This is a genomic window from Stenotrophomonas sp. X (assembly GCF_055721025.1).
In genome coordinates this window covers 1534754-1561425 of sequence record NZ_CM146756.1, presented here as the reverse complement: position 1 = coordinate 1561425, position 26672 = coordinate 1534754, and the positions used below count along the sequence as shown (strand labels likewise).

Here is a 26672-nt window from a genome sequence, read left to right as displayed (position 1 = left end):
GGATTTCGGCCAGCAACGCTAAACGCCAGGCAAAGAAAAAGCCCTGATAAATCAGGGCTTTATTTGGAGGCCTCAAGCGGAATCGAACCGCTGTAAACGGATTTGCAATCCGGTGCATAGCCACTCTGCCATGAGGCCAACGTACTGCGCGCCAGGAACCTAGCCCTGACAAGACAAAACCCCAAGATGGGGCCTGTCGGAACATGGAGCGGGAAACGAGACTCGAACTCGCGACCTCAACCTTGGCAAGGTTGCGCTCTACCAACTGAGCTATTCCCGCGTAAGCCGACATGCTACCGGAAATCCGGAAAACACACCAGCGATTTCACTTTTCTGACTGCGCGTAAAGCCTTGTGGCCCAACGTGCCCCGCCTTGCCGGGGCGGGAGAAAAACAAGGCCCCTACCGGGGCCCTGTAGAATCTGGAGCGGGAAACGAGACTCGAACTCGCGACCTCAACCTTGGCAAGGTTGCGCTCTACCAACTGAGCTATTCCCGCAGATTCTTCGACCTGCGTCGAAGGAGCGCTATTGTGTCCAAATTCCTTCACGCCGTCAACAGTCTTCACATCATGCGGTCACGAGCGTCCGGGCTGGGGTACGCTGCCCCGCCCAAGCACGGACACCGCCGATGCCTAGACGCTACGTCCGCCTGTTCTGGTTGCTGGTCGCGCTGACCTGGTTGGCGCTGATCGCCGCACTTGTCAATGCTGGCTTCACCCCAGACTACTGGCTGCTGCATCGCCTGGAAGGCGCCCAGCTGCCCTACCCGACCAGCACCGTCATCGTGTTCGCGTTGCTGGGCACGGTTGAACTGGTGGTGGCGGCACTGATCGTGCGCCCGTGGAAACTCAAACGCCTGTGGCTGCGCCTGCTTATCGCGTTCGCCCTGCTGCTGGTGTGGTCGATACCGTGGATGCTGTCGGCGATGCACCAGCCGCCGGTACAAGGCATGCACCTGCTGTGGTTGCTGCTGCTGGACGTGGGATTGCTGCTGGCGCTGTGTGTGGTGTCGGCGGTGAGCGCGTGGCGGGCGCTCTGCCGGCGCGGGTCACCACAGACTCCCCCGCCGCAGCGCTAGAGACCTACTTCCGGAACTCCACCCGCACGTGCTGGCCGAAGCGCGCCTTGGCTTGCCCATCGAACTCCAGCACGCACTCCACCACTTTGGCCACGCCACGCCCTGCATCTTCAGGCAGGCGTGCCTGCGCGAACACCGGACTGATGCGCACCACGCGTGCAGGCGGCAGCGTGCCCGTGTTCTCCGCACCATCACTATCCGGCACGACAGTAGCCTTCATGCCCACCTGCACGGCATCGGCGTAGGCGGCGCTGAGTTCGGCGCGCACCTGCAGCGGGCGCGCCGGCAACAACGAGATCGCCGGCTTGCCCGCCTGCACGAAGGCACCGACGCCCGGCACCTGGCCGACCACGGTGCCGGCTTCCGGCGCGCTCAACGACATCTGCTGCAGTTTCAGCTTCGCGTGCTCCAGCTTGTGCTGCGCCATGTCCACCTGCGCACCAGCCACCTCGACATCGGCACGCACACCGGCCAGCTGCTGTTTGGCCGCATCGGCCTGCTGGTTCGAGGACACACCTTCGCTGGCGCCCGTGGACAGTCGGGTGGCGTTGCGCTCCAGTTCGCGCAGCTGCGCCTGGCTGCCCTTCAGGCGGTCATTGGCCAAGGCCAGATCGGCGGTGGCCATTGCCACTTCCTGCTGCAACAGGGCGCCATCCAGCGACAGCAGCAGCTGCCCCGTCTTCACCGTGGCGCCTTCCTTCACCGGCGCTGCAGTGATCGAGCCATCCACCGGCGGTGCCAGTGCGATCAGGCCACCTTCGACGTCAATGATGCCCCGCGCCACGGCGACCTTGCCGTCGGCGGCAGTACCCGCCTTGCCTGAGGGGGCCGACGCGGCGGTGGGCGCTTCCCTGGAACAGGCGCCGAGCAGCAGTGCCGCGGACAGGGCCAGGCTGAGGGGAAGCAGATGCGACGTCTTGGTCATGGGGCGGACTCTACGGTTTCGTTCTGGCGGCGGTCATCACGGACCATGCCGTCTTCCATGGCGATCACCCGATCGGCATGCCGGATCAGGCGCGGATCGTGGCTCACGCACAGCACGGTGGCGCCATGCGCACGTGCGTAGCGATGCAGGATGTCGATCACGCGCTGGCCGTTCTCGGCATCCAGCGCGCTGGTGGGTTCGTCTGCGAAGATCAGGGTCGGCGACTTGGCAAACGCGCGGGCAACCGCCACGCGCTGTTTCTCGCCACCGGACAGCTGCGCCGGGCGCATGTGGCTGCGATGGCTGAGGCCGACTTCTTCCAGCGCCTTGCGGGCCAGCGGTTCGCTTTCGCGATTGCCCATGCCGCGGTAGCCCAGTGGCAGCTGCACCTGCTCCAGCGCGGTCAGCGCCGGGAACAGGTTGAAGCCCTGGAACACGAAGCCGACATGATGCAGGCGGAAACGCTCCACTTCACTGCGGGTCATGTGGCCCACATCCTGGCCCAGCGCGTGCACGCGACCGCCATCGGGTGCGGACAGGCCGGACAGCAGCGACAGCAGCGTGCTCTTGCCGCAGCCGGACGGGCCGGATACCAGGGTCAGCTCGCCGGGATAGATGTCCAGCGACAGGCCACGCAGCACCGGCACCTGCACATCACCGGACATGAAGCCTTTTTCCAATGCGTCGGCCTGCAGGGTCGGGGCGATGGCATGTGTGGAAGTCATCGGCCGGTCCTCAACGCAGCAGCAACGATGGATCGGAGCGGACGACACTGCGCACCGCCATGATGCTGGAGAGCATGGCCATCACCGCCACCAGCGCCGCGCAGCCGAGGACCACCATCGGCGTCACCTGCACCGGTACGCGCTGGGTCTGCGCGATCAGCAGCACCACGGTACTGAACGCCGCCGCCAGCAGCATGCCCACGCCACCGATCAGCAATGCCTGCTCGAATACCACCCGTGCCAGCGCATAGCGGCCTGCACCGAGTGCATTGAGCGTGGCGTACTCGCGTACCGAGCCGGCCACCACCGAGGCGAACGACTGGTTGGTGATCACCGCGCCGACGAAGCAGACGATGACGGCCATGAACAACACGGCGATACCTGCGCCGGTATCGAACAGCCAATACTGCTGCGAACGGCTGGCGAACGCCGGCGCGGTCCAGAACTCGACCGGTGTGGCCTGGCCCATCGACGCGGCCAAGCGGTCACGCACGCGGTCGGCCAGGTCCGGCGAGCGCAGGCCCGCCACGAAATAGGTGCTGCCCTCGTGCGGGTCAGTGCCGGCGATGGCGCGCGCGGTGTCCAGCGAGGCCAGAACGTTGACGCCACCGAGGCCGCGCAGGCCCGGTTGTGCGGCGACCACGCGCACCGCCTTGCCATTGATCCAGGCACGGTTGTTCTGCAGGTCCACGCTCAGCGTATCCAGATCGGCGCTGTCGACGATCACCGCACCCGGCTCGCGCAGCTGCGCGCGCAGGTTGGCAGGGAGGATGCGCGCGAACATCATCGCGTCGTCCCGGGTGGAGATACCGGACAGGTACACCGACACATTGCCGGTGCCCTGCGCGCTGGACCGCCATTCGCCATCGACCCACTCGTAGGGCTCGACGCGGCTGACATCCGGGTCCATGCGCAGATGGCTTTCCACATCCGCGCTGATTGCATGGCCGTAATTGACACTCTGGGTGCCGGGGAAACCGGCCCAGATATCAGCCGAGGACGCCTTCACGTAGATCGCAGCGGTACCGAAGATGCCCAGCACCAGTGCCGCCTGCACGATCAACAGTACACCGGCGAAACACATCGCCAGCACCACCGGCAGGAAACGGCGCCACTCATAGGCCAGGGTCTTGCGCGCGAGTGCGATCATTGCGGTTCGCCCTCACCCTCGGCAGGCAGCGGGGCACCGCCGAGGGCGCGGTACAGCGATGCAAAGGCCAGCACGCGCGCGCCCTGCGCAGCGATCAGGTCGGCCTGCGAGGCGAGTGCGGCGCGTTGCGTATCCAGCCCGTCGAACTCGCTGGACAGGCCCAGCTGCACCTGCCGCGCCTGCCGCTTGACCTGCTGGTTGGCGGCATCATTGGCCGCACGCAGCGATTGGATGCTGCTGTCCTGGCGCGCCAGGCTACCCAGTGCACCTTCCACTTCGCTAACGCCTTCCAGCACGGCCTTGCGGTAGCCGAGCAAGGCGGCGTCCAGTTGCTTCTCGTCGGCATGGAAGCGCGCGCGGCGCTGCCCCCAGTCCCACAGCGGAATATCGATGTACGGGCCGATCGACGGACTAGAGTCGGAGTTGGAGCGCGCGTTCTGGGTAAGGTTGTAGGCGTACAGGATGGAGCCACCCAAGCTGACCCGCGGATACATCGCCGCGCGCGCTGAGCCCTTGCTGGCGGCAGCCCGCATCACTTCCGACTCGGCCAGCAGGATCTGCGGGCGGTGGCGCAGCAGATCCGCGGGAACCTGCTGCAGCGAGAACGTGCCCAGCTTCGGCGGCGTGCGATACGCGCGCCAGGCCGGATCCGGGCCGTCACGGCCCAGCAGCAATGCCAGCGCACGGGCGGCGTTGTCGGCGTTTTCCCGCGCCTGCGCGATGGCCGCACGGGTGGCCGCCTGCCGCGCGCGCAGCCGTTCCAGCTCGCCCGGCTCATCTAGACGCAGCCGCTGACGGACCAGCGCCAGCTGTTCGCCGCGGTCGTCCACAGCCTGCTGCCGGGCCAGCAGGTCCTGCTGGGCCTGTGCCACGGTCAGGTCCAGATAGCTGCGCACCACGTCGGCAATCACCGCCACCTGTGCGGCATTGCGCAGCGCCTCGGCGTTGCCGGCCGAGGCCTGCGCGCTCAGCTGCGCGCTCTCGGCGGCGCCGAACAGCCCCAGGTCCCAGATCGCTTCGATGCCTGCGTGGAAGTAGGTGTCGACCGCGGCGGCGTCCTGTACCTGCTTGGCGCTGGCCGAGATCTCCGGCAGGAAGCGCGAATCCGAGGCGCCGGCGACGATCCGCACTGCCTGCAGGCGCAACGTGGCCTGCTGCAGATCAAGGTTGCCTGCGATGGCCTGGTCCACCAGTCCGTCCAGCGCCGGGTCGGCCAGCACCTTCCACCACTGCCTGGCGTCCACCGCCACACCCTGCCCCTGCGGTACCTGGGTCCAGGCGCTGGGTGTGCGATCAGGCAGGTCCGGGACGGACACCGACGTGCAACCCGCCAAGGCCAGGGTTGCCAACAACACGCCGGGGCGCAGCACTGCCTGCAGGGAGAGTCCTCGCCCTGTCCTGGGCACTGCCACTGAAGTGATACGCCTGACCACCAGCCCGCCAACGTGTAGAAGGAGCATGAAGGCTACCGCGCGATTGTGGAGCGAACATGGAGAAATCGTCCGAAAAAGGTCACAGCACGCGTGCGGTTCAGGCAACGCCGACCCAGCCTTTCACTACGCTTTCAATGCGTTCCCGGCACGGAACACTGGACGACTTTCACGGCGTATTGCACATTGCGGCAATTCCTTGCTTCGATGCTGCACGACCGTGAAACACCCTCGCCGTTGGCTGCTGATTGGCTCGATCACGACAGCGACTGTCGGTGTGATCGTGCTCGTCCTGACCACCCCACTGGTCTCGAACGCCCTGCTGCTACTGATGGAGCGCAGCAACTTCATTCCCGCCGAATCCTCGATCCTCACCTTCGAGCCGTATGCGATCAACGACGGCTCGTCGAACTACTGGTTGTATGGGAAGGACCGCACCTACTACTACCACTTCACCTACGAGGATGACGTTCCCTACGTCTACATCCCGCAGGACAAGCGCTGCCCCGGTTTCGACCGGCAGAATGCCCGGACCTGGTGCAGCGCCCTGCCCGGCAAGGCACGCTAGCGCGGTGGTGGTGCAACCGGCGTGACAAACGAAAAACGCTCCCTTTCGGGAGCGTTCTTCTTGAATCTGGAGCGGGAAACGAGACTCGAACTCGCGACCTCAACCTTGGCAAGGTTGCGCTCTACCAACTGAGCTATTCCCGCAGATTTCGTTCGACCTGCGTCGAAGGAGCGCTATTGTGTCGATATTGCTGCACGGCGTCAACAGGAATTTTCGGCCGCATTGTGGGGCGGCGTTCAGGCCCTTGGACCCGGCCCTCAGGTCCGCAGGCCACGCCGGACTTCCCGCAACAGAGCTACGTTCTCGTTGATGCGCCCCTGGATCATGATCAAGGTGTCTTGAGCAATAACGTTTGAGTACATGCTGTTGGCGATTTCCGTGAATTGGCTGGCCACGTCGCAAATGCTGCCAATCGCCAGACTGGCGTCCCCGCGCTGCACTTCTGCCTCTTCGGCAAGGCGAAGCAGGTCAGCACGGGAAATCTCCAGTGCCTCCCCCATGACGTCCATCTGGTGATATCCGTTGGGTCCTTCGCAGAAGGTCACGTCGTAGGCCGGAGCCAAACGCCATTGCCCATCCGGCGACATGATGTAGGCAAAGTTTTTCGGATGATCGTCCCGGTTGTTGAACGCAACGTTGAAGACCGCACGTTTGAAGGCCACGGCCATTTGCCGCACGTCATTGGTGCACAACCGGGTCGCGCGCAGGAAGTTGACATAGTCCAACGACCCCGCCGTCTGGTAGTTGGCGCCCGTGAATGCAGCAAGACTCTGCATCGGCACACGCAACCCATCGTGGCGATCAAAGCGCTTGCTGGCGAACGCGGCCAGCCCGTTGGGCAGGCTGAAGTACTGCGTGTCCGGGGTCTCGATGCCACACCTGCGCAGGCACTCGGCGTAGACCATTTCGATGGCGCACACCTCGGCATGCTCTTCTCTGGCCGGGAACTTGATCAACCAGGCTTCGAAGCCGGGCGTGACGGCCGTGGTGAACGCGCCCGATCGCGGATCGCGATAGACCAGGGCCTTGGGCCTTGCACCTTGGGGCGAACCACCCACCAGCAGCAAGGTCTGCAGGAATTCACCACCTTCTCCGTGGAGCACCTGCTGCACTTCCGCGGAAAGCTGCTCGAGCGGTACATGGACCTTCGGCGCCTCACCTTCGGGCGCCACGGGCTCAAACGTCATGGCCCCCATCGCGTTGCCACCGATATAGGCCAGCCGCTGGAGCGGGCCAATGCGTGCTGCGTTGATTCCGCGGCGCCTGAACATGCGGTCCATCAGCAGCATGCCCCAGCCGTCTGGCAACGCGTCATACACAGGCCCGGGCAGTTGCAGCTGATGGTCCGGAAAATCCCGCCGCAACGGAGGGCCGGCCAGCGGCAGCTTGTACGAAGACAGTTCCAGTCCCCTTCGCCGGGCCTCGTTGCTGTACTCGAACGCGATCAGCGGGCGACCGGTCAGGGCGATGCTGGAGATCAGCGTTCCCCAGTGCCATCGCTCTCCCCACCCTTCGTAGAAGACCTTCACCTGTTCAGGCATTACGGGGCTTCCTCTTCGTCCGGAGGCGGTTCGCAGCCTCTTCGTAGCGCCGAATGTCTTCGATGCTGTCCAACTTTGGCTGGAACAGGCCTTCGAGCTCGTTGATCCGACCAAGGACCATCGCCACGCGGACCACCGCCTCGAAGCCAACATTGCGCCCGGCCTCCAGGTTGGACACGGTGTTGGTACCAATGCCGGCACGCCCGGCCAGATCCGACTGTGTCATGCCCAACGCCATGCGTTCTGTACGCAAGCGCCCGCAGAGTCGCTTGACGACCTCGCTGGGCTTGCTCAAGCTTAAATCCAACATAGCGTGCATGATCCCCTATCTATGCCATTTAGCACACAAAATTATAGAATTAACCCCAACTCCATTCAATTGATTTAACTCCCGAATCTTGTGTTTTATTTGCGAATTCAGCTATATAAATACAAAATTCTGGAATTAAATTGGCAGAGCGCGCGTCACGTGCGCAGGCCACGGCGGTGGAAGTAGACCTGCTCGGCAAAGCGCCGCGTGGCCGCCGTGTGCAGCAGTGCGTTGAACGGCCAGTCCGCCTGCAGATGATCCATCGCCCAGCGCAGCAGGCGCTTGCCATGGAATGCCGGCGCCACCTGCCGCGCCACCCGTTCCGCTTCCGGCCCCTGCCCACGCAGATGGCGGGCCATCGCCTCGCCGACCGCCCAGCCGTGCCGCCACGAGGAGTGGATGCCCCCTGCGGAGAGCGGCGAGACGATGCCCGCCGCGTCGCCGGTCAGGATCACGCGTTGGCCGGTGATCGGCCCATCCGGTCGGCCGCAGGGCACCAGGCCAGCGCGGGTGGCCGAGGGACGCGCAGATGGCGGGATGCCGACCACATCGCGCACATGCTCAAGGAAACCATCAATATCCAGCGGCCGCGCCTGTCGCGGATCATGACGCAGGGCCAGCCCGACCTGCAGGCCGGTCGGATTCTGCGCGACCCAGCCGATGTAGCCCGGTGCAAAGCGCTTGCTGACGAAGCAATGCAACGCGTCACCCTCTGTCACCTGCAGGCCGGCGAACTCACGCTCGACGCCGTAGAGGTTGTCACGCACCTGGCCAAGCCCGGTGCGCTGGGCAACGCGTGAGCGTGCGCCATCTGCGCCGACCAGATAGGCGCAGCGCCCTGTCCCTTCGACCTGCCAGCCGTCACCACAGCGGCGAGCGTCGGTGAAGGACTGCTGCAGGCGCAGGTCGACACCGTTCGCGCGCAGTTCGCTGGCCAGCCAACGCATCACGTTCGGCGTATCGGTGGTGAGGAAGTAATAGCCCGGTGCGGCCAGCAATACGCTGCGCAGGTTCGGCGCATAGAGGCGCACGTTGGCGACCCGCTGCACCAGATGTTCGGGCATGCGCCCCAGCCAGGTCTGCTCCATCGCTTCCTTCACCACGATGCCGGTGGTGTGCGGGCGCTCGCCGGGGTCGGTCTTGCGTTCCAGCACGCAGACGCGCAAGCCGTATTGAGCAGCAGCCAACGCGCAGGCGGCACCGGCGAAGCTGGCGCCGACGATGACCACATCGTGGTCGTAGGCGGAGGGAGTTTGGGGCATGGCTGCATCGTTCTGGAGGAACACAGATGCAGCTTCGAACTGGCGCGTGGCGAGGCGAAGGAGTGGCGGTGAAGTGGGGATGAAGCAGGCGCCAGGCAAACGAAAAACGCCCCCTGTCGGGAGCGTTCTTCTTGAATCTGGAGCGGGAAACGAGACTCGAACTCGCGACCTCAACCTTGGCAAGGTTGCGCTCTACCAACTGAGCTATTCCCGCTTGGGAGGCGAAATTCTACCTGTTCCAAGGATGGCGTCAAGCGCTTTTTCGGGTCTGCCAGGAGCCCTTTCCTTCGGAAAGGGATCCGACCCCGGGGCTCAGTTGCCCAGCTTCTTCTGCCGTGCACGCTCGCGCGCGGCGCGCTCGTCATCGCGCAGGCTCGGCCAAGCGGCGTGCAGGTACTGCAGGCCCGACCACAGGGTCAGCACCGCGGCAATCGCCAGGGTCCAGTCGCCGATGTGGAACACCGGCCAGCCCATCCAGATGTCTTCCACCGGCACGTTCGGCGCCACCGAATAAAGCAGGCACAGCAGCGCGACCATCTGCGCGGTGGTCTTGATCTTGCCGATCATCGCCACGCGCACCTTGGCGCGCTGGCCCAGCTCGGCCATCCACTCTCGCAGCGCCGATACCGCGATCTCGCGGCCGACGATCACTGCCGCCCAGAACGCCATCCACGGCGTCGGATGGCCCTGCACGATCAGGAACAGTGCCACTGCCACCATCAGCTTGTCCGCGACCGGATCGAGGAAGGCGCCAAAGGCCGACTCCAGCTGGTAACGGCGTGCGATCCAGCCATCGAGCCAGTCGGTGATCGCGGCCAGGCCGAAGATCGCCGCCGAAGCGAAGTTGGTCCAGGTGTAGGGCAGGTAGAACACCAGCACCAGCACCGGGATCATCACGATCCGCAACAACGTCAGCCAGGTGGGCAGGGTCAACTTCATGCTTGCGTGCTTCTCTCTCTACTCGGCCGCATCAGGCGTGGCCAACCCGTGCAGGTTAGCGTAGATACGTGCCGCGAGGGCGTCATTGATGCCTTCCACCTTGGCGATTTCCGCTTCGCCAGCGGCTTTCAGGCCCACAAGACCGCCAAAATGCTTGAGCAGGCTGGCGCGGCGGCGCGGCCCGATGCCGGGGATATCCTCCAGCTTGCTGGTCATCCGCGCCTTCTGGCGGCGCCCCCTGTGGCCGGTGATGGCGAAGCGATGCGCCTCGTCGCGCACCTGCTGGATGAACTGCAGCGCCGGATTGGCCGCGCCCGGGCGCAGCTCGCGGCCATCGGGCATCACCAGCGCTTCGTGGCCGGCGCGGCGCTCCACGCCCTTGGCCACGCCCACCAGCAGCACGCCTTCCACGCCCAGGTCGGCCAGCGCGGCCTCCGCCTGCGCCAGCTGGCCGGCGCCACCGTCGATCAGCAGCACGTCCGGCAGCACGCCCTGCTCTTCCACCGCGCGGCGGAAGCGGCGGTCGATGGCCTGGCGCATCGCGGCGTAGTCGTCGCCCGGCTCGATGCCGCTGATGTTGAAGCGGCGGTACTGCGCGCGTACCGGACCGGCCGCATCGAACACCACGCACGAGGCCACGGTGGCCTCGCCCAGCGTATGGCTGATATCGAAGCACTCGACCCGCTTGACCGGCTCGGCCAGGCCGAGCATCTCGCGCAGCGCATCACTGCGTGCGTGCTGTGCGTTGCGGCTGTTGAGCTCGGTGGCCAGAGTCAGCTGCGCGTTGCGGCTGGCCAGCTCCACATAGCCGGCGCGCTCGCCGCGCACGTTCCACTTCAGCTGCACCTTGCGCTCGGCCGAGGCCGACAGCGCCGCAACCAGCAGGTCGGCATCGGGAATCTCGCGATCCAGCAGGATCTCGCGCGGCGCCTCGAATTCGATGTAGTACTGCGAGACGAACGCGGCCAGCACTTCCTCCGGACTCTCCTCGCCGTTGGTGCGCGGGAAGAATGGGCGGGTGCCGAGGTTGCGGCCATCGCGGAAGGCCAGCAGCAGCACGCAGGCCTGCGAACCCTGCATGGCCACCGCCAGCACGTCCAGGTCGGCGGCGCGGCCGTCCACGTACTGGCGGGTCTGCATGCTGCGCAGCGAGGAGATCAGGTCGCGCAGGCGCGCGGCCTGCTCGAACTCCAGCGCCTCGCTGGCGGCCTGCATCTGCTCGCCCAGCTCGCGGGTCAGTTCGTCGCTCTTGCCTTCCAGGAACAGCGCAGCGCGGCGCACCGACTCGGCGTAGTCCGGCGCCGGTACCAGCTCCACGCAGGGCGCGCTGCAGCGGCCGATCTGGTACTGCAGGCACGGCCGCGAGCGGTTGCGGAACACGCTGTCCTCGCAACTGCGCAGCTTGAACAGCTTGTGCATCAGGTTCAGCGTTTCGCGCACTGCGGTCACGCCCGGATACGGCCCGAAATAGCGGCCGGGAATGGCGCGCGGGCCACGATGCAGGGCAATGCGCGGCCAGTCCTCGCGGGTCAGCAGCACATGCGGGTAGGTCTTGTCGTCGCGCAGCGAGACGTTGTAACGCGGCGACAGCGACTTGATCAGCTGGTTTTCCAGCAGCAACGCCTCGGCTTCCGAGCGCGTCACGGTCACGTCCATGCGCGTGATCTGCGAGATCATCGACATGATCCGCGCGTTCTTCGGGCTGCCATTGAAATAGCTGCCGACGCGGTTGCGCAGCGCACGCGCCTTGCCCACGTACAGCAGGGTGTCGTCGGCCGCGTACATGCGGTACACGCCGGGAGCGGTGCTGAGCTGGGCCGCGAAGGCCTTGCCGTCGAAGACCGGAGCGGGAACGTCGGTCATTCGCTGATCGGCACTTCGCTGAGCACGCCGCTGTCGGGATCGAAGCGCAGCACGGCATGGGCGTCGGTCTCGGCGATCCACACCGCGCCTGCGCCCACCGCCAGTCCAGCCGGGCCATGCAGGCGACGCGGCAGCGGCTGGGTGGTCAGTTCGCCACCGCCCAGGCGCAGCGTGCGCAGGCGACCGTTGCCGGTGTCGGCGATCCACAGCAGCGGGGCGTCCGCGCCCAGTGCGATCGCCTGCGGGAACTGCAGGCTGGCCTGCGCGCGCGGGCCATCTTCACTGCCGAAGCGCCACGGCCCCTGCCCGACCAGGGTCTGCACCAGGTCACCACGCAGTTGCAATGCACGGATCGAGGATCCCAACGCATCGGCGACGTACAGCACCTGCTGCACCACGGCCAGCGCGGTCGGTTGCGCGAAGGCAGCCAGATGGCCACTGCCATCACGCTCGTCGATGGAACCACTGCCGGCGCGCCATTGCAGGCTGCGCTGGCCCAGGTGGTAGCTCCAGATGCGGTTGTCGCCGGCCATCGCGATGTGCAGCTGGTTGTCGGCGATGGCCAGGCCAACCGGATGGTCCAGCGAGACCTGCCGCGCCTGCGCGACCGGGCCTTCCACCGGCGCACCGGGTCGCCCGTTGCCGCACAACGTGTCGACGATGCCGGTCAGCAGGTTGATACGGCGCACCGCGTGGTTGCCGGTGTCGGCGACGTACAGCGAATCGCGCTCCAGCACCAGCGCCTGCGGGCGGTGGAATGCCGCTTCGGCGAGGTTGCCGTCCATGAAATCGGCGGTGCCGAGGCCGAACTGACGCAGGATGCGGCCGCCATGGCTGCATTCGAGAATGCGGTGATGGCCGCTGTCGGCGATGTACAGGCGTTCGGTGCTGACCGCCAGCCCCTGCGGGAAGCGCAGGGCCTGGCGCGGTTCCGGATGCAGTTCGCTGCCGCCACGCGGCGGCGCCGAAGGTGCACCCTGGCACAGCGCGTTCAAGGCGCGCTCCAGTTCACCGGGCGCGCCCTGCCCGACCAGCCGTTGCTGTTCGCGGCCCTGCGCGTCCAGCAGCACCATCGTCGGCCAGGCGGTAACGCCGAAGCGGCGCCAGCCATCCCAGTCGGCATCGAGCAGCACGGGCATGGTCAGGCCCTGACGGCGCAGCAGCTTCAGTGCGGCCGTGGCATCGCGTTCGAAATCAAAACGCGGCACCTGCAGCACCAGCGGCTGCAGCTTGCCCGGGTGGCGCGACATCCATTGACCGAACTCGGCCAGGCGTTGCGCACTCCAGGCGGAGGCCGCATTGACGAACAGCAGCGCGACCGGCCGGCCGCGCAGTTCGGTCAGGGTGCAGGGGGTGGCATTGAGCCAGGTGGCGAATTCGGGCAGGTCCGGGACGGGCTGGACGTTCATGACCTGATTATGCCGGAGTCGGCATCATGCAACAGTCGTGCCACCGCACGTTTTGCAGCATCGTCGACCAGCGACCAGACCTGTTCGAAATGATCGCTGCCGCCGGTGTAGGGGTCAGGGATGGCTACCCGCCCCTGCCCGCCGGACCAGGGCAGGTACAACGCCAGCCGTTCACGCTGGGTCGCCGACGCCAGGCGCCCGGCATCACGCAGGTTGGCCTCGTCGGCACACAGGATCCAGTCGAAACGGTCGAAATCCACGGCCTGCAGCTGGCGTGCGCGCAGGCCGCCGATGTCCACGCCGTGCCCGGCCGCGCAGGCGATCGCGCGCCGGTCCGGCGGCTCGCCCACGTGCCAGTCGCCCGTACCGGCCGAATCGACCTGCACCCGCCCGGCCAGCGGCGAGGCATCCAGGCGTGCGCGCAGCGCCCCTTCGGCCATCGGCGAACGGCAGATGTTGCCGAGGCAGACGACCAGCAGCCTCATCGCGCGGCCATCGCCTGCAGCAGCCCCTCGGCGCGCTCCAGGTCCTCGGGCGTATCGATGCCCGGCGGGAACGGCTCGGGCGAGATCGCCACGCTGATCGGGTAGCCCGCTTCCAGCACGCGCAGCTGCTCCAGCGATTCGACCTGCTCCAGCTGGCCCGGCGGCATCGCCGCGAACTGCTGCAGGAAGCCGGCGCGATAGCCATAGATGCCGATGTGGCGCAGCCAGTCGTGGCCGTCAGGCAGCGTGTCGCGGCTGCGTGCGAAGCCGTCGCGGTGCCAGGCGATCGGCGCGCGGCTGAAGTACATCGCCTCGTTGCGCACGTTGCGCACCAGCTTCACGACGTTCGGGTCGAACAGGGTGTGTGCGTCCTCGACGGTCGTGGCAAGAGTCGACATCGGCGCAGTGCCAGCGACCAACGCATCTGCCACCGCGCGGATGCCGGTCGCCGGCGCGAACGGTTCGTCGCCCTGCAGGTTGACCACCACCGTGTCATCGGCCCAGCCGGCAATGCGTGCGCACTCGGCCAGGCGATCGGTGCCCGAGGCATGCGTGGTCGCGGTCATCGCCACCTTCACCTCGGCCAACCCGGACAGTGCATCGGAAATGCGTTGGTCGTCGGTCGCCACCCAGACCTCGCGGGCACCGGCCTGCAGCGCGCGGCGCGCCACATGCAGCACCAGCGGCTCACCGCCCAGCGGGCGCAACGGCTTGCCCGGCAGCCGCGAGGCGGCAAAGCGGGCCGGAATGGCGACGACGAATTCGGTCATGCGGGCGGTTCTCGGCAGGCTCGTTACAACGGGAATGCGGCCAGCGGCGCGTGAATGCAAGCGCCGCGGCGCCGCTCAGTTCGGTCGCAGCTTGTCCAGGCGATCGGTCAGCGCCACCCAGAACGCGGCGGGCAACTCGGCGCGCAGCGGAACCGCGTAGTGCCAGTCGTTGCCGAACGCCCGGCATTTCACCGCATCCTTTTCGGTCATCAGTACCGGCAGCTGGCTGCCGAAGGACAGATCCTGCGGCTGGTAGGCCTGGTGGTCGGCGAATGCATGCGGCACCACGCCGATCCCGCGCGCGCGCAGCATGTCGAAGAAGCGCTGTGGATGGGCGATGCCGGCTACCGCGTGCACGCGCTGGCCCTTGAAGTACGCCAGCGGGCGCGCGCGGCCACCGGCCAGCGGCTGCGCACTGTCGATGTGCAGGGCCATTGGCCACTGACCGAAGCCACAGGCCTGTGCCGCGGTCTCCTCATCGGCCTGGCCGAGGTTGACCACGCGGAAATCGCACTCGCTGGCGCGGCTGACCGGCTCGCGCAACGGCCCGGCCGGAATCATCCGGCCATTGCCATAGCGACGCTGGGCATCGACCACTTCGATCTCGATGTCGCGCGCCAGCCGGTAGTGCTGCAAACCGTCGTCGCAGACGATCACATCGCAGCCGGCCTCGATCAGCGCCTTGCCGGCAGCAACCCGATCACTGTCCACGCGCACCGGCACGCCGGTCTTCCAGGCGATCAGCACCGGTTCGTCACCGCCCTTCGCGGTTGGCGTATCGGCCTGCACCCACAGCGGCTTGCCGGCGTCTTCGCGACCATAGCCGCGGCTGGCCACGCCCGGCTTCCAGCCGGCCGCACGCAGGCGTTCGACCAGGGCAATCGTCAGCGGCGTCTTGCCGGTACCACCGGCGGTGATGTTGCCGACCACGATGACCGGCACCGGCAGCGAGTGGCGCTTGCGCCAGCCACGCCGATAGGCGCGCCGGCGCAGTGCGGTGACACCTGCGTACAGCGGCGCCAGCAGGCGCATCGCCCACGGAACCGGGGTGCCGTCATACCAGTACGGCGGGGTCTGGGTGCCCTTGCCGGCCATCAGTCCTGCCTTTCGCGGAACTGCATGCTGTGCAGATGCTGGTACAGGCCACCCAGTTCGAGCAGCTCCTTGTGCGTGCCGCGTTCAACGATGCGGCCATGATCCATGACCAGTACCTGGTCGGCATGCTCGATGGTCGACAGCCGGTGCGCGATGACCAGCGTGGTGCGTTCGGGCATCAGGCGCTGCAGCGCGTCCTGCACCAGGCGCTCGGATTCGTTGTCCAGCGCCGCAGTGGCTTCGTCGAGGATCAGGATCGGGGCGTCGCGCAGGATCGCGCGGGCAATGGCCAGGCGCTGGCGCTGGCCACCGGACAGCAGCGCGCCGTTCTCGCCCACCGGGGTCTGCAGCTGCTGCGGCATGCGTGCGATGAACTCCCACGCGTTGGCGGCCTCGGCCGCCGCGCGGATCTGCTCGTCGGTCGCTTCCATGCCATAGGCGATGTTGGCGGCGATGGTGTCATCGAACAGCATGACCTTCTGCCCGACCATTGCCACCTGCCGGCGCAGGTCGGCCAGCGGGTAGTCGTCCAGTGCCACGCCGTCGAGGGTGATGACACCGCCGCTGGGCTCGTAGAAGCGTGGCACCAGCCGGATCAGGCTGGTCTTGCCACTGCCGGAACGGCCAACAATGGCCGTCACCGTGCCTGGCCTGGCAACGAAGCTGATGTCGTCCAGGGCGATGCCGCTGTCCTCGCGGTAACGCAGCATGACGTGGTCGAACGCCAGTTCGCCCCGCACGCGCTGCACGCGTCGCTGCCCCTGGTCGCGCTCCACTGGCATGTCGAGGATGCCGAACAGGCGCTCGGCAGCGGACACGCCGCGCGAAATCGACGTCTGTACGCTGGTCAGGCGGCGCAGCGATGGAATGATGGCCATCATCGATGTCATCAGGCCCATGAACTGGCCGGCATTGAGCCGGCCCGCCAGGGCTTCGCGGGTCGACACCCAGACGATCACCGCCAGCGCCAGTGCGGCCAGGAACTGCACCACGCTGGAGGCGGCGGCGCGGGTGACCTCGACCTTCATGTTCAGCGCCAGCATGCGGTTGGCCAGGCGCGAGTAGCGCGAGATCTCATGCTGCTGGGTGCCGTGCACCTTCACTTCCTGCTGCGCGGCCAGCGACTGCTCGGCAGTCTGCGCCATGGTGCCCATGCCGTCCTGGATGCCACGGCTGATGCGGCGGTAGCGCTTGCCCACGTAGGACACGATGCCACCGATCAGCGGCACCACCAGCAGCATCGCCAGGGTGACCTTGACACTCATCTGCAGCATCACCGCCAGCATCGCGACGATGGTGAGGGTATCGGCCACCACGGTCTTCAGCGCGTCGGCGCTGGCCTGGGTGACCTGCTCGGTATCGAAGTTCAGGCGGCTGACCATCACCGGCGTCGCTTCGGTATCGAAGTGCGACGACGGCAGGTGCAGGTACTTCTGCAGCACCTGCTCACGCAGGTCGCGGACCACGCTGCGACCGGTCTTGGCCAGCGTGTAATCACTGACCCAGGTGGCCACGCTGCGCATCAGGAACAGGCCGAGGATGGTCAGCGGCAGCACCACGGCCGCGCGCGGCTGCGGGTCGACGAAACCTTCGTTGACCAGCGGCTCCATCAGCTTGGTGAAGTGGTAGCCGGCCAGGGCCTCGACCACCATGGCGATGACCGCGCCCACCATGAACACCCAGTAGGTGCGGGTGTAGCCCAGCAGACGTTTGTAGATCGGCCACACCGGCGCGTGATGGGAACTCATGGACGCACCTCTGGCGCAGTTGCAATGGCGATACGACGGAAACCGAGTTGACCGAGCGCGTCCTGCGCGGTCACCACGGCCTGGTAGGGAGTGCGTGCGTCGGCGCGCAGCAGCACGGGCTGGCTGCGGTCACTGCCGGCCACGGACGCGATGGTCTGCTTGACCGACTCGACGTCGCTGCGCAGCACTTCCTGGTCATTGATGAAATAGCGGCCTTCGGCGTTGATCAGCACGCTGAGCGAACGCGGCGGCTCGTTGTTGGGCTGCTGGCTGGCGGTAGGCAGCTGCACCTGCAGCGTCGAGCGCGCATCGAAAGTGGTGGTGACCACGAAGAAGATGATCAGCACCAGGATTACGTCGATCAGCGGGACCAGATCGATATGCGGTTCATCCTGGGAGCGGTCATTGCCGATACGCATCGATCAGGCCTTCGCCGTCGCGGCGTTGGCCGGTCGCGCCGGCGCAGCGGGGTTCATCACCCCGGGGCGACCGTCGAGCGTGTCCAGCAGGGCACTGGCTTCCTGCTCCATTTCCACCACGTAGCCGTGGATGCGGCCCTTGAAGTAGCGATGGAACATCAGTGCCGGAATGGCCACGATCATGCCCGTGGCGGTGCACACCAGCGCCTTGCCGATACCGCCGGCCAGCTGGTTCACGTCGCCCACCCCATGGTCGAGGATGCCCAGGAACATCTGGATCATGCCGATCACCGTGCCCAGCAGGCCCAGCAGCGGGCCGGCCGAGGCAATCGTGCCCAGCGCGTTGAGGAAACGTTCCATGCGGTGCACCAGGTGGCGGCCGGTGTCCTCGATGCGCTCGCGGATCTGGTCGCGCGGACGGTTGCGGGCTTCCAGCGCGGCCGCCAGCAATGCCCCCAGCGGCGAGTTGGCACGCAGGGTCTGCAGGTGCGCCGGGTCAAGCTTGCCGCGTGCGGCCCAGTTGCGCACTTCCTGGCCGAGGCCGGGCGGCAGCACTTCAGTCCGCCGCAGGGACCAGAAACGCTCCAGGATGATCGCCAAAGCCAGTACGCCCAACAGCAGCAGCGGCACCATCGGCCAGCCACCGGCCTTGACCAGTTCCCACACGTTTCAACCCTCCGGCCCAACGGCCGCTTGTTTGATCGGCGATAGGATAACAGCCGACCGCGCCCGCCCAGCGGCATCCCACCACCGGGATGCATGGATACGCTGTTCACGCAGCTGCAGCCCTTGTGCGCCAAGCCATACGCGGATCGCCCCGGACTCCGCAGTGGACACCACCTCGGCTCCCTGCGCCTGCCAGCGCCGGACCACGTCCCGGCGCGGGTGGCCGAAGCGGTTCTGGTGCCCGGCCGAAACCAGCGCCAGCCGGGCTGACACCGCCGCCACCCAGGGCGCGCTGGAGCTGCCGCCGCTGCCATGGTGCGGCACCAGCACCACATCCGCCTTCAGCGCCGCCGGAGACGCCCGCAGCAGCGCCTGTTCGGCCGGGCGGCCGATGTCCCCGGGCAACAGGACCCCACCATGCACGCTGGCCACGCGCAGCACGCAGCTGTCCTCGTTTTCAGCCCGCTGGCTGTCGGCATCCGGGTGCAGCACCTGGAAGTCGACGCCGTCCCAGCGCCAGCGCAGGCCGCGCTGGCAGCGCCCGGCCCCGGCGATCGCGCTGCCCGGCGGCGCCAACAGGGGCAGCTCCGGCAACTGAAGGCGCAGGCTCGGCAGGTTGCCGGCATGATCGAGATCGTCGTGACTGATCAGCACGCGGTCGGGCCGTGCCTGCCCCAGCGCCCGCAATGACGGAACCAGGACCCGCTCACTGCCCTCACCCCCGATCGGCGGTCCCACGTCGTACCAGAGCGCATGCCGCGCGGTACGCAGCAACACCGCCGTGCCCTGCCCGACGTCGTGCACCAGCAGCTCCAGCTCCCCCTCGGCCGGCCGCTCGCGCAATGGCCATAGCAGCGGCAGGCACAGCAGGAGGCCAGCCAGCCCGCCCCCGGCACCGCGTGGCAGCAGCCACCAGAACACGCCCAGCAGCGCCGCCGGCACTGCCCAGGCCGGTGCCTCGGCCAACCACCACATCGCCTGTGGATGCGCCGCCAGTGGCTGCAGGGCCTGCCAGCTGATTTCGAACAACCACGCCGCTGCACGCCACGCCCAGCACCCGGCGCCGTCATGCAGCACCTGCAGGGCGGTGCCCAGCAGCGACAAGGGCACCACCAGCAATGTCCACCACGGGATGACCGGCAGGTTCACCAGCGGCCCCAGCCAGGCGGTGCCGCCGAAAAAGGCGATGCCCAGCGGCAACAGGCCGACGCTGGCCACCCCTTGTGCGGCCAGGAACCCGCGCAGGTTGGCGACCACGCCTCGCGGACGTCCCTGCGGCAGGCACCAGACCAGCCACAGGACGCCGCCGAAGCTGAGCCAGAAGCCCGCGGACAGCACTGACAGGGGCGCCGGCAGCAGCAGCGCCAGCGCCGCCAGTGCAAGCCCCTGCACGAGACCCAGTGGGCGCCGCCCGCTACGCGCCAGCGCCACCAGCCCGATCATCAGTGCGGTGCGCACGGTCGGCAATTCACCGCCGGCCAGCACCGCATAGCCCGCTGCGGACAGGGCCGCGGCGCAGGCCGCCGCCTGGGGGCGTGGCCAATGCCGGCCCAGCAGCGGGCACAGCCACCACAGCCCTCGGCACAGCAACGCCCCCAGTCCCGCCACCACCCCGACATGGAACCCGGAAATGGCCACCAGATGGGTCAGGCCCAGCGCCCGCAACTGATCCCAATCGGCGTCGGACAGGCCACGTGTATCGCCCAGGGCAAGCGCCTGCACGAAGCGCGCAGCTGGATGGGCCACCTGCGCGGCGATGGCGGCGCTGGTGCGTTCACGCCATGCCGGCAGGCCATGCGCGGCCTGAAGCTCACGCGCGCTGGCCGGCGCCCGCACCGTGCCGTTGCCGGACACGCCGCGCAGCAGCGCATGGCGTTCACCGTCGAAACCACCGGGATTGATCCGCGAACGCGGCGCCCGCACGCGCAGGGCCAGATGCCACTGCGCGCCGGCCAGGACCTGATGGCGCCCACGCCCGGCGTCGGTGGCGTCAGCGGCACGCCAGGCATCGTTCCAGGTGACCTGCAGGCGCTTGCCGCGCAGCGATGGCAGTTCGCTGCTCTCGCTGACCTGCAGCAGGAAGCGGGTGTGCGCGGCTCCATGGTCCGGCAGATCGATGACCCGTCCACTGACCACCACATCCCGTGCTGGCTGGCCTGGCGGCAGCTGTTCCTGCATTGCCCAGTGCCCGTGCATCGCCGTCCATCCGGCGCCCAGCAGCACGACCGCGGGCAGGCGCCCCCGCCAACGCAGGCCCCACCCTGCCATGCCAAGCACGATCATCACCATGCAGCCCCACAGCGGCGGCAGCTGTGGCAGCTGCACGCAGGCCAGCGCCCCCAGTGTCAGCGCCGCAGCGGCGCCACTGCCCAGCAAGGGAGAAGGGGAACGCTCGACGGCCATGGGTCCAGCCTGCCGCTACCGGCGGCAGGTTGCCTATCGGGACTTGCCCCGCAAACGCGTCAGCGCCGGACGCTGCCGCGATGGAAATTGACCCGGAAGCTTGCGCCGCCTCCCGCAGCCTCACCGACACTGACCGAGCCACCGTGGTGCTGCACGATCTCCTTCACCAGATGCAGGCCCAGGCCACTGCCGCTGCCCGCCGCGCGCAGGCGATGGAACGGCTCGAAGATCGCCTCACGGTCGCCCACTGGAATGCCCGCGCCCTGATCGCTGACTTCCAGCAAGCCACGCGTATCCAACCGCACGCAGATGGTGCCACGGCCACCACCATGCACGATCGCGTTGTGCACCAGGTTGGCAATCACCCGCCCCAGCGCCAGACTGTCGCCGTGGATCCACACCGGCGATTCCGGCGCGTCCACTTCGAATCCATAGCCGGCGCCGACCACCAACGGCGCCAGGTCCGCGGCGGCCTCACGCACCAGCAGCGCCAGGTCCAGCCGCTGCAATGCGCCGACATTGCGGTCAAGGCGCTGCAGATCGAGCAGGTGCTCGGCAACATTGCCCAGCCGCGCCACGTCGGTCAGCAACTGCGATTTCAGCTCACCCTGTGGCAGCTGCGCCAGGCGCGCCTGCACCACGGCGATCGGCACGCGCAGCTCGTGCGCCGCGTCGGCGAGGAACTTGTCGCGCGCGGCGTAGCCCTGCTGCACCTTGTCGATGGCATCGTTGAACGCTTCCACCAGCGGCGCCACTTCCGTGGAGACCAGCCGCGCATCCAGCCGTGCACCGGGCTGGCCGATGTCCAGTTCCTTGGCCTGCTGCGCAGAACGGCGCACACCGCGCATGGCACGGTGGATCACGGTCGGCATCACCAGCAGGGTGACCACGATCAGTGGCAGGAAGAACCACAGGCCGATCAGGCGCAGCACCATCAACGCGCCATCCAGCAGCCCGCCCTTGGGCGCGCCACCGACCATCACGGTGATGCGGCGCCCGTCCTCGTTGCGGATCATCACCCGCGCCACGTCCAGGTAGGGGGGCACCAGCGAGCCCAGTTCCGTGGCGCCCACGGTCGGCAGCCGCGCCAGCATCGGCGCGTGGATCGCTGGGATGGTGCCGCGCTCGAGCCACATGCCCTTGTCATCCACCGCAGCGAACCAGAGATTTCCCCCGGCGTTGGCATCGAGCTTGTCCCAGCGCGCCTGGTCCAGCACCAGGCGGCCACCTTCGCTGTGCACCGCCTTGGCCACCGCCTCAGCAACGAACATGTCCATGCCCCAGGAGTCCTTGTCACCCCAGGTCAGGATCAACGCGACCACCGCGAACAGTACGGTGAAGGCCTGTGCCAGGAACAGGCGCCAAGCCAGGCCGAGGGTGATCGAACGGATCGGACGGGCCATCTCAGGCCTCCGCCAGCAGGTAGCCGACGCCCCGGATCACGTGGATCTCCACCCCCGCCCCGGCCTGCTGCAGCGCTTTGCGCAGCTTGGAGATATGCGCATCGAGCGCATTGGACTGGATCTCATCATCGAACCCGTACACTGCAGCCTCCAGGGCACTGCGGGTCACCGTGCGGCCCTGCCGCATCGCCAACGCCTGCAGCACCAGCACCTGCCGACGTGGCAATGCCAAGGGCTGGCCCTCCACCTGTGCCTGCAGCGATTCGAAATCGAACTCGAGCCGCCCCAGCCGCAGGCTCGGCGTCACCATCGCCGAAGGCCTGCGCGATACGGCGCGGATGCGTGCCATCAGCTCCTCGATCGCCACCGGCTTGACCAGATAGTCATCGGCACCGACGTCCAGGCCTTCGACCTTGTCCGACAGCGTGCCCTTGGCGGTCAGCATGATCACCGCCAGATTCGGCCGCAGCGCACGCGCCGACGCGACGAATCCAGCACCATCGCCATCGGGCAACTGTCGATCGAGCAGCAGCAGCTGGTGCACCGGTTCGCGCAACGCGAGCGCGGCCTCGGCCAGGCTGCCGACCACATCGGCGACCACGCCCTGCCGCTCCAGGCCCGATTGCAGGGCGCGGGACAGATCAGGATCGTCTTCGACCAGGAGGATGCGCATCAGGGACTCGTCAACCGGAAACGCTGCCGATCATAGTGCCTGGGGCCATGGTTTTGCGCCCATGCATGCCAGCGGTTGCAGGCGCAATGTTCTGACAATGTTGCCCCTTCAGCATGCGCAGCCATCACCCGCAACGTGGCCGAACGATGCTGTCGCTGCCCCTGACAAGGACCCCCATGGCCTCCGTCTCCCCCACCGCAGAAGCCCACGCGATCCTGCGTGCACCGGACCTGGACAGCGCAGAACGCGCCTATCTGGGACTGATGCCCGACCTTGAACATGTGAATGCACTGGCCCGCCGTGCAGTGAGCCTGTCACGCGTTGCCGACGCGGCACGCGGCTATGCGTTGTCGATGACTCTGGTCGGACTGCGCCTGCAGGAGCTGGAAATGGGCGAGCCAACGGCCAGGGAACATCGCCAGGCCACCCTGCGCAGCCTGCGCCAGGCCTTCAGCGCCTGACAGCACCCGCACAGGCACTGCCGCCGCACCGGCGGCAGCGGGAGTGATCGGGTCAGCAGGACCCGCCACCCGGCAGGCCTGGCGCGGCAGCGTCATTCAGCGCCGCGTGGTCCACGCCAGCAGCGCGCTCAGGATTGCGACCCAGATCACTGCCTTGAACGTGCCTTCCAGCATGTTGCCGCCGAACAGGCGTTCCAGGAGCGGATTGGGCCTGGACACCGGGACGTGATCACTCATGCGGCAGCTCCTTGCAGTAATGGCGCGTTTGCGCAGCAGCGCCGAGTCTACGCCTGCGCGGCCCGGATTCATCGCCATCTGCCTGCCTTTGGCGGCCCAATTCCCGCCTTCGTCGCAGGCCGGCTGCGATGCCCGGCCGACCCTGCCAGCCTGCACGCACTTTCCCGCTGGAGCACCGTGCCATGCCGATGCTTGCCCTGATCCTGCTGTTCTCCAGCCTGTTCGGCGACGGCTGCGGGCCCACCGAGGATGCCCTGCGCAGCCAGATCCTGCGCACCGAGGATCGGCAGGCCATGCATGAAGCGCAGCCCCTTCAGCTCTATCACCTGCGCCAGGACCGCGTGCTGCGGCTGGGCAGCCAGCAATCGCCAGACGACACTGGCGCCAGCCCTCATCCGGCACTGGCCCCGGTACGTGTGGCGCAGCTGTGGGAACGCGTCGACGGCCAGTGGCGCATCCAGCGTTCGATCAGCATTACCCACTGATTTCATGCCAATGAACCGGCACGGATGCAGCTTCGCGGGAACGCCAGGCTCGCCGGAACGGAAAAAGCCGGCCCCGGGGCCGGCTTTCATCGTTTCCACCGCTTCACCGGCAACGCCGGGAGCAGGTGGTGGGCGGTACAGGGTTCGAACCTGTGACCCCTACCATGTCAAGGTAGTGCTCTACCGCTGAGCTAACCGCCCATCTTGTTCTTGCCGCCCGAAGGCTGGCCTTGCTACGTAAAAACCCGGCGCCAGGGCCGGGCTTTGCAGTTCACGACAACCCTCTTCCGAGGGTTTCGTGGTGGGCGGTACAGGGTTCGAACCTGTGACCCCTACCATGTCAAGGTAGTGCTCTACCGCTGAGCTAACCGCCCGTTTTGCTTCTGCATTTCCGCGATTGCGTCGGTGCAGGCCGCGTATATTACGGATGCGGGCCGTGAAGCGCAATACTTTTGTGAAGATGATGCTGCACTGCCACGTTCAGCCCAGGCTGGCTTCCTTCAGCTGCCGGATCTGGTCACGCACCCGTGCGGCATCCTCGAATTCCAGGTCCTTGGCGTGCTGGTACATCTGCTGTTCCAGCGCCTTGAGACGGGTCGCCAGCTGCGCCGGAGACAGCGAACGATAGTCGGCCGCTTCTTCGGCCACACCCGCCCGGCCCTTGCCCTTACCCTTCTTGGCTTCCTTCTCGGCGGCATCCGAACGCGCGCCTTCAAGGACATCGACGATCGGGCGCGCCACCGAGCGCGGCACGATGCCATGTTCTTCGTTGTACTCGACCTGCTTGGCACGGCGCCGGTCGGTCTCATCGATCGCCGCCTGCATCGAGCGGGTGATCTTGTCGGCGTACAGGATCGCCTTGCCGCGCACGTTACGTGCGGCGCGGCCGATGGTCTGGATCAGCGAGCCGGTGGAGCGCAGGAAGCCTTCCTTGTCGGCATCGAGGATCGCCACCAGCGATACCTCGGGCATGTCCAGGCCTTCGCGCAGCAGGTTGATGCCGACCAGCACGTCGAACTTGCCCAGGCGCAGGTCGCGGATGATCTCCACGCGCTCGACCGTATCCACGTCCGAGTGCAGGTAGCGCACGCGGATACCGTGTTCGGTGAGGTACTCGGTGAGGTTTTCAGCCATGCGCTTGGTCAGCGTGGTGACCAGCACGCGGTCGCCCGCCTTGATGCGCGCGTTGGCCTCGCTCATCAGGTCGTCGACCTGGGTACCGACCGGCCGGATCTCCACCACCGGGTCGATCAGGCCAGTCGGGCGCACCACCAGTTCGGTGATCTCGTCACCGGCTTCACGCAATTCATAGGGCCCGGGCGTGGCCGATACGTAGATGCTGCGCGGGCAGCGCTCCTCCCATTCCTCGAAGCGCAGCGGGCGGTTGTCCAGCGCCGACGGCAGGCGGAAACCGAACTCAACCAGGGTTTCCTTGCGCGAGCGGTCACCCTTGAACATGGCGCCGATCTGCGGAATGGTCACATGCGATTCGTCGATCACCAGCAGCGCATCCGGCGGCAGGTAGTCGAACAGGGTCGGTGGCGGTTCGCCGGCATTCTTGCCGGTCAGGTGCCGGGAGTAGTTCTCGATGCCGTTGCAGTAACCGACCTCGGCCATCATTTCCAGGTCGAACTGCGTGCGCTGTGCCAGGCGCTGCGCTTCCACCAGCTTGTTCTGCGCGTAGAGCTGCTCCAGCCGCTCCTTCAGCTCCACCTTGATCGTCTCGATCGCCGCCAGCACGCGCTCGCGCGTGGTCGCATAGTGCGTCTTCGGGTAGACCGTGAAGCGCTGCATGTTTCGCAGCGTCTCGCCGGTGAGCGGATCGAACAGGGTGATCTTCTCGACCTCGCCATCGAACAGTTCAAGGCGCAGTGCTTCGCTGTCCGACTCGGCCGGGAACACGTCGATCACTTCGCCGCGCACGCGGAAGGTACCGCGCTGCAGCTCGTACTCATTGCGCGTGTACTGCAGCTGGGTCAGGTGGTTGATCAGATCGCGCTGGTCAATGCGCTCGCCCTTGGACAGGATCAGGCGCAGTGAAAGGTAGTCTTCCGGCGCACCCAGGCCATAGATCGCGGACACCGTGGCCACCACGATCGCGTCCGGGCGCGACAGCAGGGTCTTGGTCGCGGCCAGCCGCATCTGCTCGATGTGTTCGTTGATCGAACTGTCCTTCTCGATGAAGGTGTCCGACGACGGCACGTAGGCTTCGGGCTGGTAGTAGTCGTAATAGCTGACGAAATACTCCACCGCGTTGTGCGGGAAGAACGCCTTGAATTCGCCATACAGCTGCGCCGCCAGCGTCTTGTTCGGCGCCATGATCAGCGTCGGCTTCTGAATGTTCTGGATGACGTTGGCGATGGTGTAGGTCTTGCCCGAGCCGGTCACGCCCAGCAGGGTCTGCTTGGCGATGCCGGCCTCGAAGTTGCTGGTCAGCTTCGCGATGGCATCGGGTTGGTCGCCCGCCGGCGAATACGGCGAGACAAGTTCAAAACTGTCGCTCATGGTGTTGCCAGTTCCCGGGAAGGGTGAGTATACGGGGCGAGGAGTGACGGCCGGCTGAGGGGTTGCCGGGCAGACCGCTACGGGGATTCCCGATGGCGGCCGCACAGCCGGGCGCGGAGGC

25 protein-coding genes and 7 tRNA genes are annotated in these 26672 nt (G+C 66.9%); 4 read left to right on the top strand and 28 right to left on the bottom strand.

Annotation, left to right across the window (positions count from 1 at the left end):
• Positions 1 to 64 precede the first annotated feature (64 nt).
• From ACZ75I_RS07140 to ACZ75I_RS07130, 3 genes are all read right to left on the bottom strand, one after another.
• A tRNA-Cys gene (locus tag ACZ75I_RS07140) sits at positions 65 to 138 on the bottom strand.
• A gap of 66 nt (positions 139 to 204) precedes the next feature.
• Positions 205 to 280: transfer RNA gene (locus tag ACZ75I_RS07135), tRNA-Gly, on the bottom strand.
• Positions 281 to 422: 142 nt separating this feature from the next.
• Positions 423 to 498: transfer RNA gene (locus ACZ75I_RS07130), tRNA-Gly, on the bottom strand.
• Between the two features lie 131 nt (positions 499 to 629).
• Between ACZ75I_RS07130 and ACZ75I_RS07125 the strand changes: the two genes are divergently transcribed.
• On the top strand, positions 630 to 1079 hold the full coding sequence (locus ACZ75I_RS07125) for a hypothetical protein (protein WP_134968034.1): 450 nt from the start codon (positions 630 to 632) through the stop codon (positions 1077 to 1079).
• Between the two features lie 4 nt (positions 1080 to 1083).
• Here the strand turns inward: ACZ75I_RS07125 and ACZ75I_RS07120 are convergent, their stop codons facing one another.
• Genes ACZ75I_RS07120 through ACZ75I_RS07105 form a run of 4 tightly spaced genes read right to left on the bottom strand, consistent with a single transcriptional unit; the run spans position 1084 to position 5339 of the window.
• A complete protein-coding gene (locus ACZ75I_RS07120) occupies positions 1084 to 2004 on the bottom strand; it encodes an HlyD family secretion protein (RefSeq protein WP_346476750.1) in 921 nt (306 codons plus the stop codon).
• The gene (locus tag ACZ75I_RS07115; protein WP_180870574.1) at positions 2001 to 2729 is read right to left on the bottom strand and encodes an ABC transporter ATP-binding protein; all 729 of its coding nucleotides are present in this window, start codon (positions 2727 to 2729) and stop codon (positions 2001 to 2003) included. The genes ACZ75I_RS07120 and ACZ75I_RS07115 overlap by 4 nt, the downstream gene beginning before the upstream one ends.
• A 10-nt stretch (positions 2730 to 2739) precedes the next feature.
• Entirely contained in the window at positions 2740 to 3879 is a 1140-nt protein-coding gene (locus ACZ75I_RS07110; RefSeq protein ID WP_180870572.1) for an ABC transporter permease, read from the bottom strand.
• Positions 3876 to 5339 carry an efflux transporter outer membrane subunit gene (locus ACZ75I_RS07105; RefSeq protein WP_472958871.1) on the bottom strand — a complete coding sequence of 488 codons (1464 nt, stop codon included), beginning with the start codon at positions 5337 to 5339 and terminating at the stop codon, positions 3876 to 3878. The genes ACZ75I_RS07110 and ACZ75I_RS07105 overlap by 4 nt, the downstream gene beginning before the upstream one ends.
• Positions 5340 to 5529: 190 nt before the next feature.
• On the opposite strand from ACZ75I_RS07105, the gene ACZ75I_RS07100 reads away from it, so the two are divergent.
• Entirely contained in the window at positions 5530 to 5877 is a 348-nt protein-coding gene (locus ACZ75I_RS07100) for a hypothetical protein (RefSeq protein WP_343204186.1), read from the top strand.
• Between the two features lie 67 nt (positions 5878 to 5944).
• On the opposite strand, the gene ACZ75I_RS07095 is transcribed toward ACZ75I_RS07100, so the two are convergent.
• From ACZ75I_RS07095 to ACZ75I_RS07015, 17 genes are all read right to left on the bottom strand, one after another.
• Positions 5945 to 6020 (bottom strand) — tRNA-Gly (locus ACZ75I_RS07095).
• Between the two features lie 114 nt (positions 6021 to 6134).
• A complete protein-coding gene (locus ACZ75I_RS07090; protein WP_472958870.1) occupies positions 6135 to 7418 on the bottom strand; it encodes a type II toxin-antitoxin system HipA family toxin in 1284 nt (427 codons plus the stop codon).
• Positions 7411 to 7713 carry a helix-turn-helix domain-containing protein gene (locus tag ACZ75I_RS07085; protein ID WP_258009546.1) on the bottom strand — a complete coding sequence of 101 codons (303 nt, stop codon included), beginning with the start codon at positions 7711 to 7713 and terminating at the stop codon, positions 7411 to 7413. The genes ACZ75I_RS07090 and ACZ75I_RS07085 overlap by 8 nt, the downstream gene beginning before the upstream one ends.
• A 170-nt stretch (positions 7714 to 7883) precedes the next feature.
• Positions 7884 to 8990: an NAD(P)/FAD-dependent oxidoreductase gene (locus ACZ75I_RS07080; RefSeq protein WP_180870565.1), complete on the bottom strand. Its 1107-nt coding sequence runs from the start codon at positions 8988 to 8990 to the stop codon at positions 7884 to 7886.
• A 138-nt stretch (positions 8991 to 9128) separates the two neighbouring features.
• Positions 9129 to 9204: transfer RNA gene (locus ACZ75I_RS07075), tRNA-Gly, on the bottom strand.
• Positions 9205 to 9302: 98 nt separating this feature from the next.
• On the bottom strand, positions 9303 to 9929 hold the full coding sequence (pgsA, locus tag ACZ75I_RS07070) for a CDP-diacylglycerol--glycerol-3-phosphate 3-phosphatidyltransferase (RefSeq protein ID WP_005412825.1): 627 nt from the start codon (positions 9927 to 9929) through the stop codon (positions 9303 to 9305).
• Positions 9930 to 9947: 18 nt separating this feature from the next.
• Positions 9948 to 11792 (bottom strand): excinuclease ABC subunit UvrC, encoded by a 1845-nt coding sequence (uvrC, locus tag ACZ75I_RS07065; protein ID WP_472958869.1) that lies wholly within the window; start codon positions 11790 to 11792, stop codon positions 9948 to 9950.
• A complete protein-coding gene (locus ACZ75I_RS07060; RefSeq protein WP_180870561.1) occupies positions 11789 to 13201 on the bottom strand; it encodes a hypothetical protein in 1413 nt (470 codons plus the stop codon). Before ACZ75I_RS07060 ends, uvrC begins: the two co-directional genes overlap by 4 nt.
• Positions 13198 to 13686 carry a low molecular weight protein-tyrosine-phosphatase gene (locus ACZ75I_RS07055; protein WP_069137938.1) on the bottom strand — a complete coding sequence of 163 codons (489 nt, stop codon included), beginning with the start codon at positions 13684 to 13686 and terminating at the stop codon, positions 13198 to 13200. Before ACZ75I_RS07055 ends, ACZ75I_RS07060 begins: the two co-directional genes overlap by 4 nt.
• A complete protein-coding gene (kdsB, locus tag ACZ75I_RS07050; protein WP_151355083.1) occupies positions 13683 to 14456 on the bottom strand; it encodes a 3-deoxy-manno-octulosonate cytidylyltransferase in 774 nt (257 codons plus the stop codon). Before kdsB ends, ACZ75I_RS07055 begins: the two co-directional genes overlap by 4 nt.
• Before the next feature lie 75 nt (positions 14457 to 14531).
• Positions 14532 to 15551, bottom strand: coding sequence for a tetraacyldisaccharide 4'-kinase (gene lpxK, locus ACZ75I_RS07045; RefSeq protein ID WP_472958868.1), 1020 nt, complete (start codon positions 15549 to 15551; stop codon positions 14532 to 14534).
• On the bottom strand, positions 15551 to 17299 hold the full coding sequence (msbA, locus tag ACZ75I_RS07040) for a lipid A export permease/ATP-binding protein MsbA (RefSeq protein ID WP_049438204.1): 1749 nt from the start codon (positions 17297 to 17299) through the stop codon (positions 15551 to 15553). Before msbA ends, lpxK begins: the two co-directional genes overlap by 1 nt.
• Positions 17296 to 17718, bottom strand: coding sequence for an ExbD/TolR family protein (locus ACZ75I_RS07035; RefSeq protein WP_005415977.1), 423 nt, complete (start codon positions 17716 to 17718; stop codon positions 17296 to 17298). Before ACZ75I_RS07035 ends, msbA begins: the two co-directional genes overlap by 4 nt.
• A gap of 3 nt (positions 17719 to 17721) precedes the next feature.
• The gene (locus tag ACZ75I_RS07030) at positions 17722 to 18384 is read right to left on the bottom strand and encodes a MotA/TolQ/ExbB proton channel family protein (protein ID WP_005415976.1); all 663 of its coding nucleotides are present in this window, start codon (positions 18382 to 18384) and stop codon (positions 17722 to 17724) included.
• Between the two features lie 3 nt (positions 18385 to 18387).
• Positions 18388 to 20787, bottom strand: a complete 2400-nt coding sequence (locus tag ACZ75I_RS07025) for a DNA internalization-related competence protein ComEC/Rec2 (RefSeq protein ID WP_472958867.1) — start codon at positions 20785 to 20787, stop codon at positions 18388 to 18390.
• A gap of 59 nt (positions 20788 to 20846) precedes the next feature.
• Complete coding sequence (locus ACZ75I_RS07020; protein WP_049415864.1) at positions 20847 to 22190, bottom strand: sensor histidine kinase; 1344 nt, start codon at positions 22188 to 22190, stop codon at positions 20847 to 20849.
• A 1-nt stretch (position 22191) separates the two neighbouring features.
• The gene (locus ACZ75I_RS07015) at positions 22192 to 22863 is read right to left on the bottom strand and encodes a response regulator transcription factor (RefSeq protein WP_049415866.1); all 672 of its coding nucleotides are present in this window, start codon (positions 22861 to 22863) and stop codon (positions 22192 to 22194) included.
• A gap of 176 nt (positions 22864 to 23039) precedes the next feature.
• On the opposite strand from ACZ75I_RS07015, the gene ACZ75I_RS07010 reads away from it, so the two are divergent.
• The gene (locus tag ACZ75I_RS07010; RefSeq protein WP_111007592.1) at positions 23040 to 23324 is read left to right on the top strand and encodes a hypothetical protein; all 285 of its coding nucleotides are present in this window, start codon (positions 23040 to 23042) and stop codon (positions 23322 to 23324) included.
• 96 nt (positions 23325 to 23420) lie between these two features.
• On the opposite strand, the gene ACZ75I_RS07005 is transcribed toward ACZ75I_RS07010, so the two are convergent.
• Positions 23421 to 23561, bottom strand: a complete 141-nt coding sequence (locus ACZ75I_RS07005) for a hypothetical protein (RefSeq protein ID WP_180870547.1) — start codon at positions 23559 to 23561, stop codon at positions 23421 to 23423.
• Between the two features lie 182 nt (positions 23562 to 23743).
• On the opposite strand from ACZ75I_RS07005, the gene ACZ75I_RS07000 reads away from it, so the two are divergent.
• A complete protein-coding gene (locus tag ACZ75I_RS07000; RefSeq protein WP_061478486.1) occupies positions 23744 to 24046 on the top strand; it encodes a hypothetical protein in 303 nt (100 codons plus the stop codon).
• A gap of 126 nt (positions 24047 to 24172) precedes the next feature.
• Here ACZ75I_RS07000 and ACZ75I_RS06995 read toward each other — a convergent pair.
• The 3 genes from ACZ75I_RS06995 to uvrB form a co-directional block, all read right to left on the bottom strand.
• A tRNA-Val gene (locus tag ACZ75I_RS06995) sits at positions 24173 to 24247 on the bottom strand.
• A 98-nt stretch (positions 24248 to 24345) separates the two neighbouring features.
• Positions 24346 to 24420, bottom strand: a tRNA-Val gene (locus tag ACZ75I_RS06990).
• A 106-nt stretch (positions 24421 to 24526) separates the two neighbouring features.
• On the bottom strand, positions 24527 to 26551 hold the full coding sequence (gene uvrB, locus ACZ75I_RS06985; protein WP_049412758.1) for an excinuclease ABC subunit UvrB: 2025 nt from the start codon (positions 26549 to 26551) through the stop codon (positions 24527 to 24529).
• Between the last annotated feature and the right edge of the window lie 121 nt (positions 26552 to 26672).

Excerpts from the sequence above, each read along its gene's own strand:
- pgsA (WP_005412825.1), bottom strand. The coding sequence starts at position 9,929 with ATGAAGTTGACCCTGCCCACCTGGCTGACGTTGTTGCGGATCGTGATG.
- uvrB (WP_049412758.1), bottom strand. The coding sequence starts at position 26,551 with ATGAGCGACAGTTTTGAACTTGTCTCGCCGTATTCGCCGGCGGGCGAC.
- ACZ75I_RS07055 (WP_069137938.1), bottom strand. The coding sequence starts at position 13,686 with ATGAGGCTGCTGGTCGTCTGCCTCGGCAACATCTGCCGTTCGCCGATG.
- ACZ75I_RS07060 (WP_180870561.1), bottom strand. The coding sequence starts at position 13,201 with ATGAACGTCCAGCCCGTCCCGGACCTGCCCGAATTCGCCACCTGGCTC.
- ACZ75I_RS07025 (WP_472958867.1), bottom strand. The coding sequence starts at position 20,787 with ATGGCCGTCGAGCGTTCCCCTTCTCCCTTGCTGGGCAGTGGCGCCGCT.
- ACZ75I_RS07120 (WP_346476750.1), bottom strand. The coding sequence starts at position 2,004 with ATGACCAAGACGTCGCATCTGCTTCCCCTCAGCCTGGCCCTGTCCGCG.
- ACZ75I_RS07010 (WP_111007592.1), top strand. The coding sequence starts at position 23,040 with ATGGCCTCCGTCTCCCCCACCGCAGAAGCCCACGCGATCCTGCGTGCA.
- ACZ75I_RS07090 (WP_472958870.1), bottom strand. The coding sequence starts at position 7,418 with ATGCCTGAACAGGTGAAGGTCTTCTACGAAGGGTGGGGAGAGCGATGG.
- kdsB (WP_151355083.1), bottom strand. The coding sequence starts at position 14,456 with ATGACCGAATTCGTCGTCGCCATTCCGGCCCGCTTTGCCGCCTCGCGG.
- ACZ75I_RS07125 (WP_134968034.1), top strand. The coding sequence starts at position 630 with ATGCCTAGACGCTACGTCCGCCTGTTCTGGTTGCTGGTCGCGCTGACC.
- msbA (WP_049438204.1), bottom strand. The coding sequence starts at position 17,299 with ATGAGTTCCCATCACGCGCCGGTGTGGCCGATCTACAAACGTCTGCTG.
- ACZ75I_RS07115 (WP_180870574.1), bottom strand. The coding sequence starts at position 2,729 with ATGACTTCCACACATGCCATCGCCCCGACCCTGCAGGCCGACGCATTG.
- ACZ75I_RS07105 (WP_472958871.1), bottom strand. The coding sequence starts at position 5,339 with ATGCTCCTTCTACACGTTGGCGGGCTGGTGGTCAGGCGTATCACTTCA.
- ACZ75I_RS07005 (WP_180870547.1), bottom strand. The coding sequence starts at position 23,561 with ATGAGTGATCACGTCCCGGTGTCCAGGCCCAATCCGCTCCTGGAACGC.
- lpxK (WP_472958868.1), bottom strand. The coding sequence starts at position 15,551 with ATGGCCGGCAAGGGCACCCAGACCCCGCCGTACTGGTATGACGGCACC.
- uvrC (WP_472958869.1), bottom strand. The coding sequence starts at position 11,792 with ATGACCGACGTTCCCGCTCCGGTCTTCGACGGCAAGGCCTTCGCGGCC.
- ACZ75I_RS07000 (WP_061478486.1), top strand. The coding sequence starts at position 23,744 with ATGCCGATGCTTGCCCTGATCCTGCTGTTCTCCAGCCTGTTCGGCGAC.
- ACZ75I_RS07035 (WP_005415977.1), bottom strand. The coding sequence starts at position 17,718 with ATGCGTATCGGCAATGACCGCTCCCAGGATGAACCGCATATCGATCTG.
- ACZ75I_RS07020 (WP_049415864.1), bottom strand. The coding sequence starts at position 22,190 with ATGGCCCGTCCGATCCGTTCGATCACCCTCGGCCTGGCTTGGCGCCTG.
- ACZ75I_RS07110 (WP_180870572.1), bottom strand. The coding sequence starts at position 3,879 with ATGATCGCACTCGCGCGCAAGACCCTGGCCTATGAGTGGCGCCGTTTC.
- ACZ75I_RS07080 (WP_180870565.1), bottom strand. The coding sequence starts at position 8,990 with ATGCCCCAAACTCCCTCCGCCTACGACCACGATGTGGTCATCGTCGGC.
- ACZ75I_RS07015 (WP_049415866.1), bottom strand. The coding sequence starts at position 22,863 with ATGCGCATCCTCCTGGTCGAAGACGATCCTGATCTGTCCCGCGCCCTG.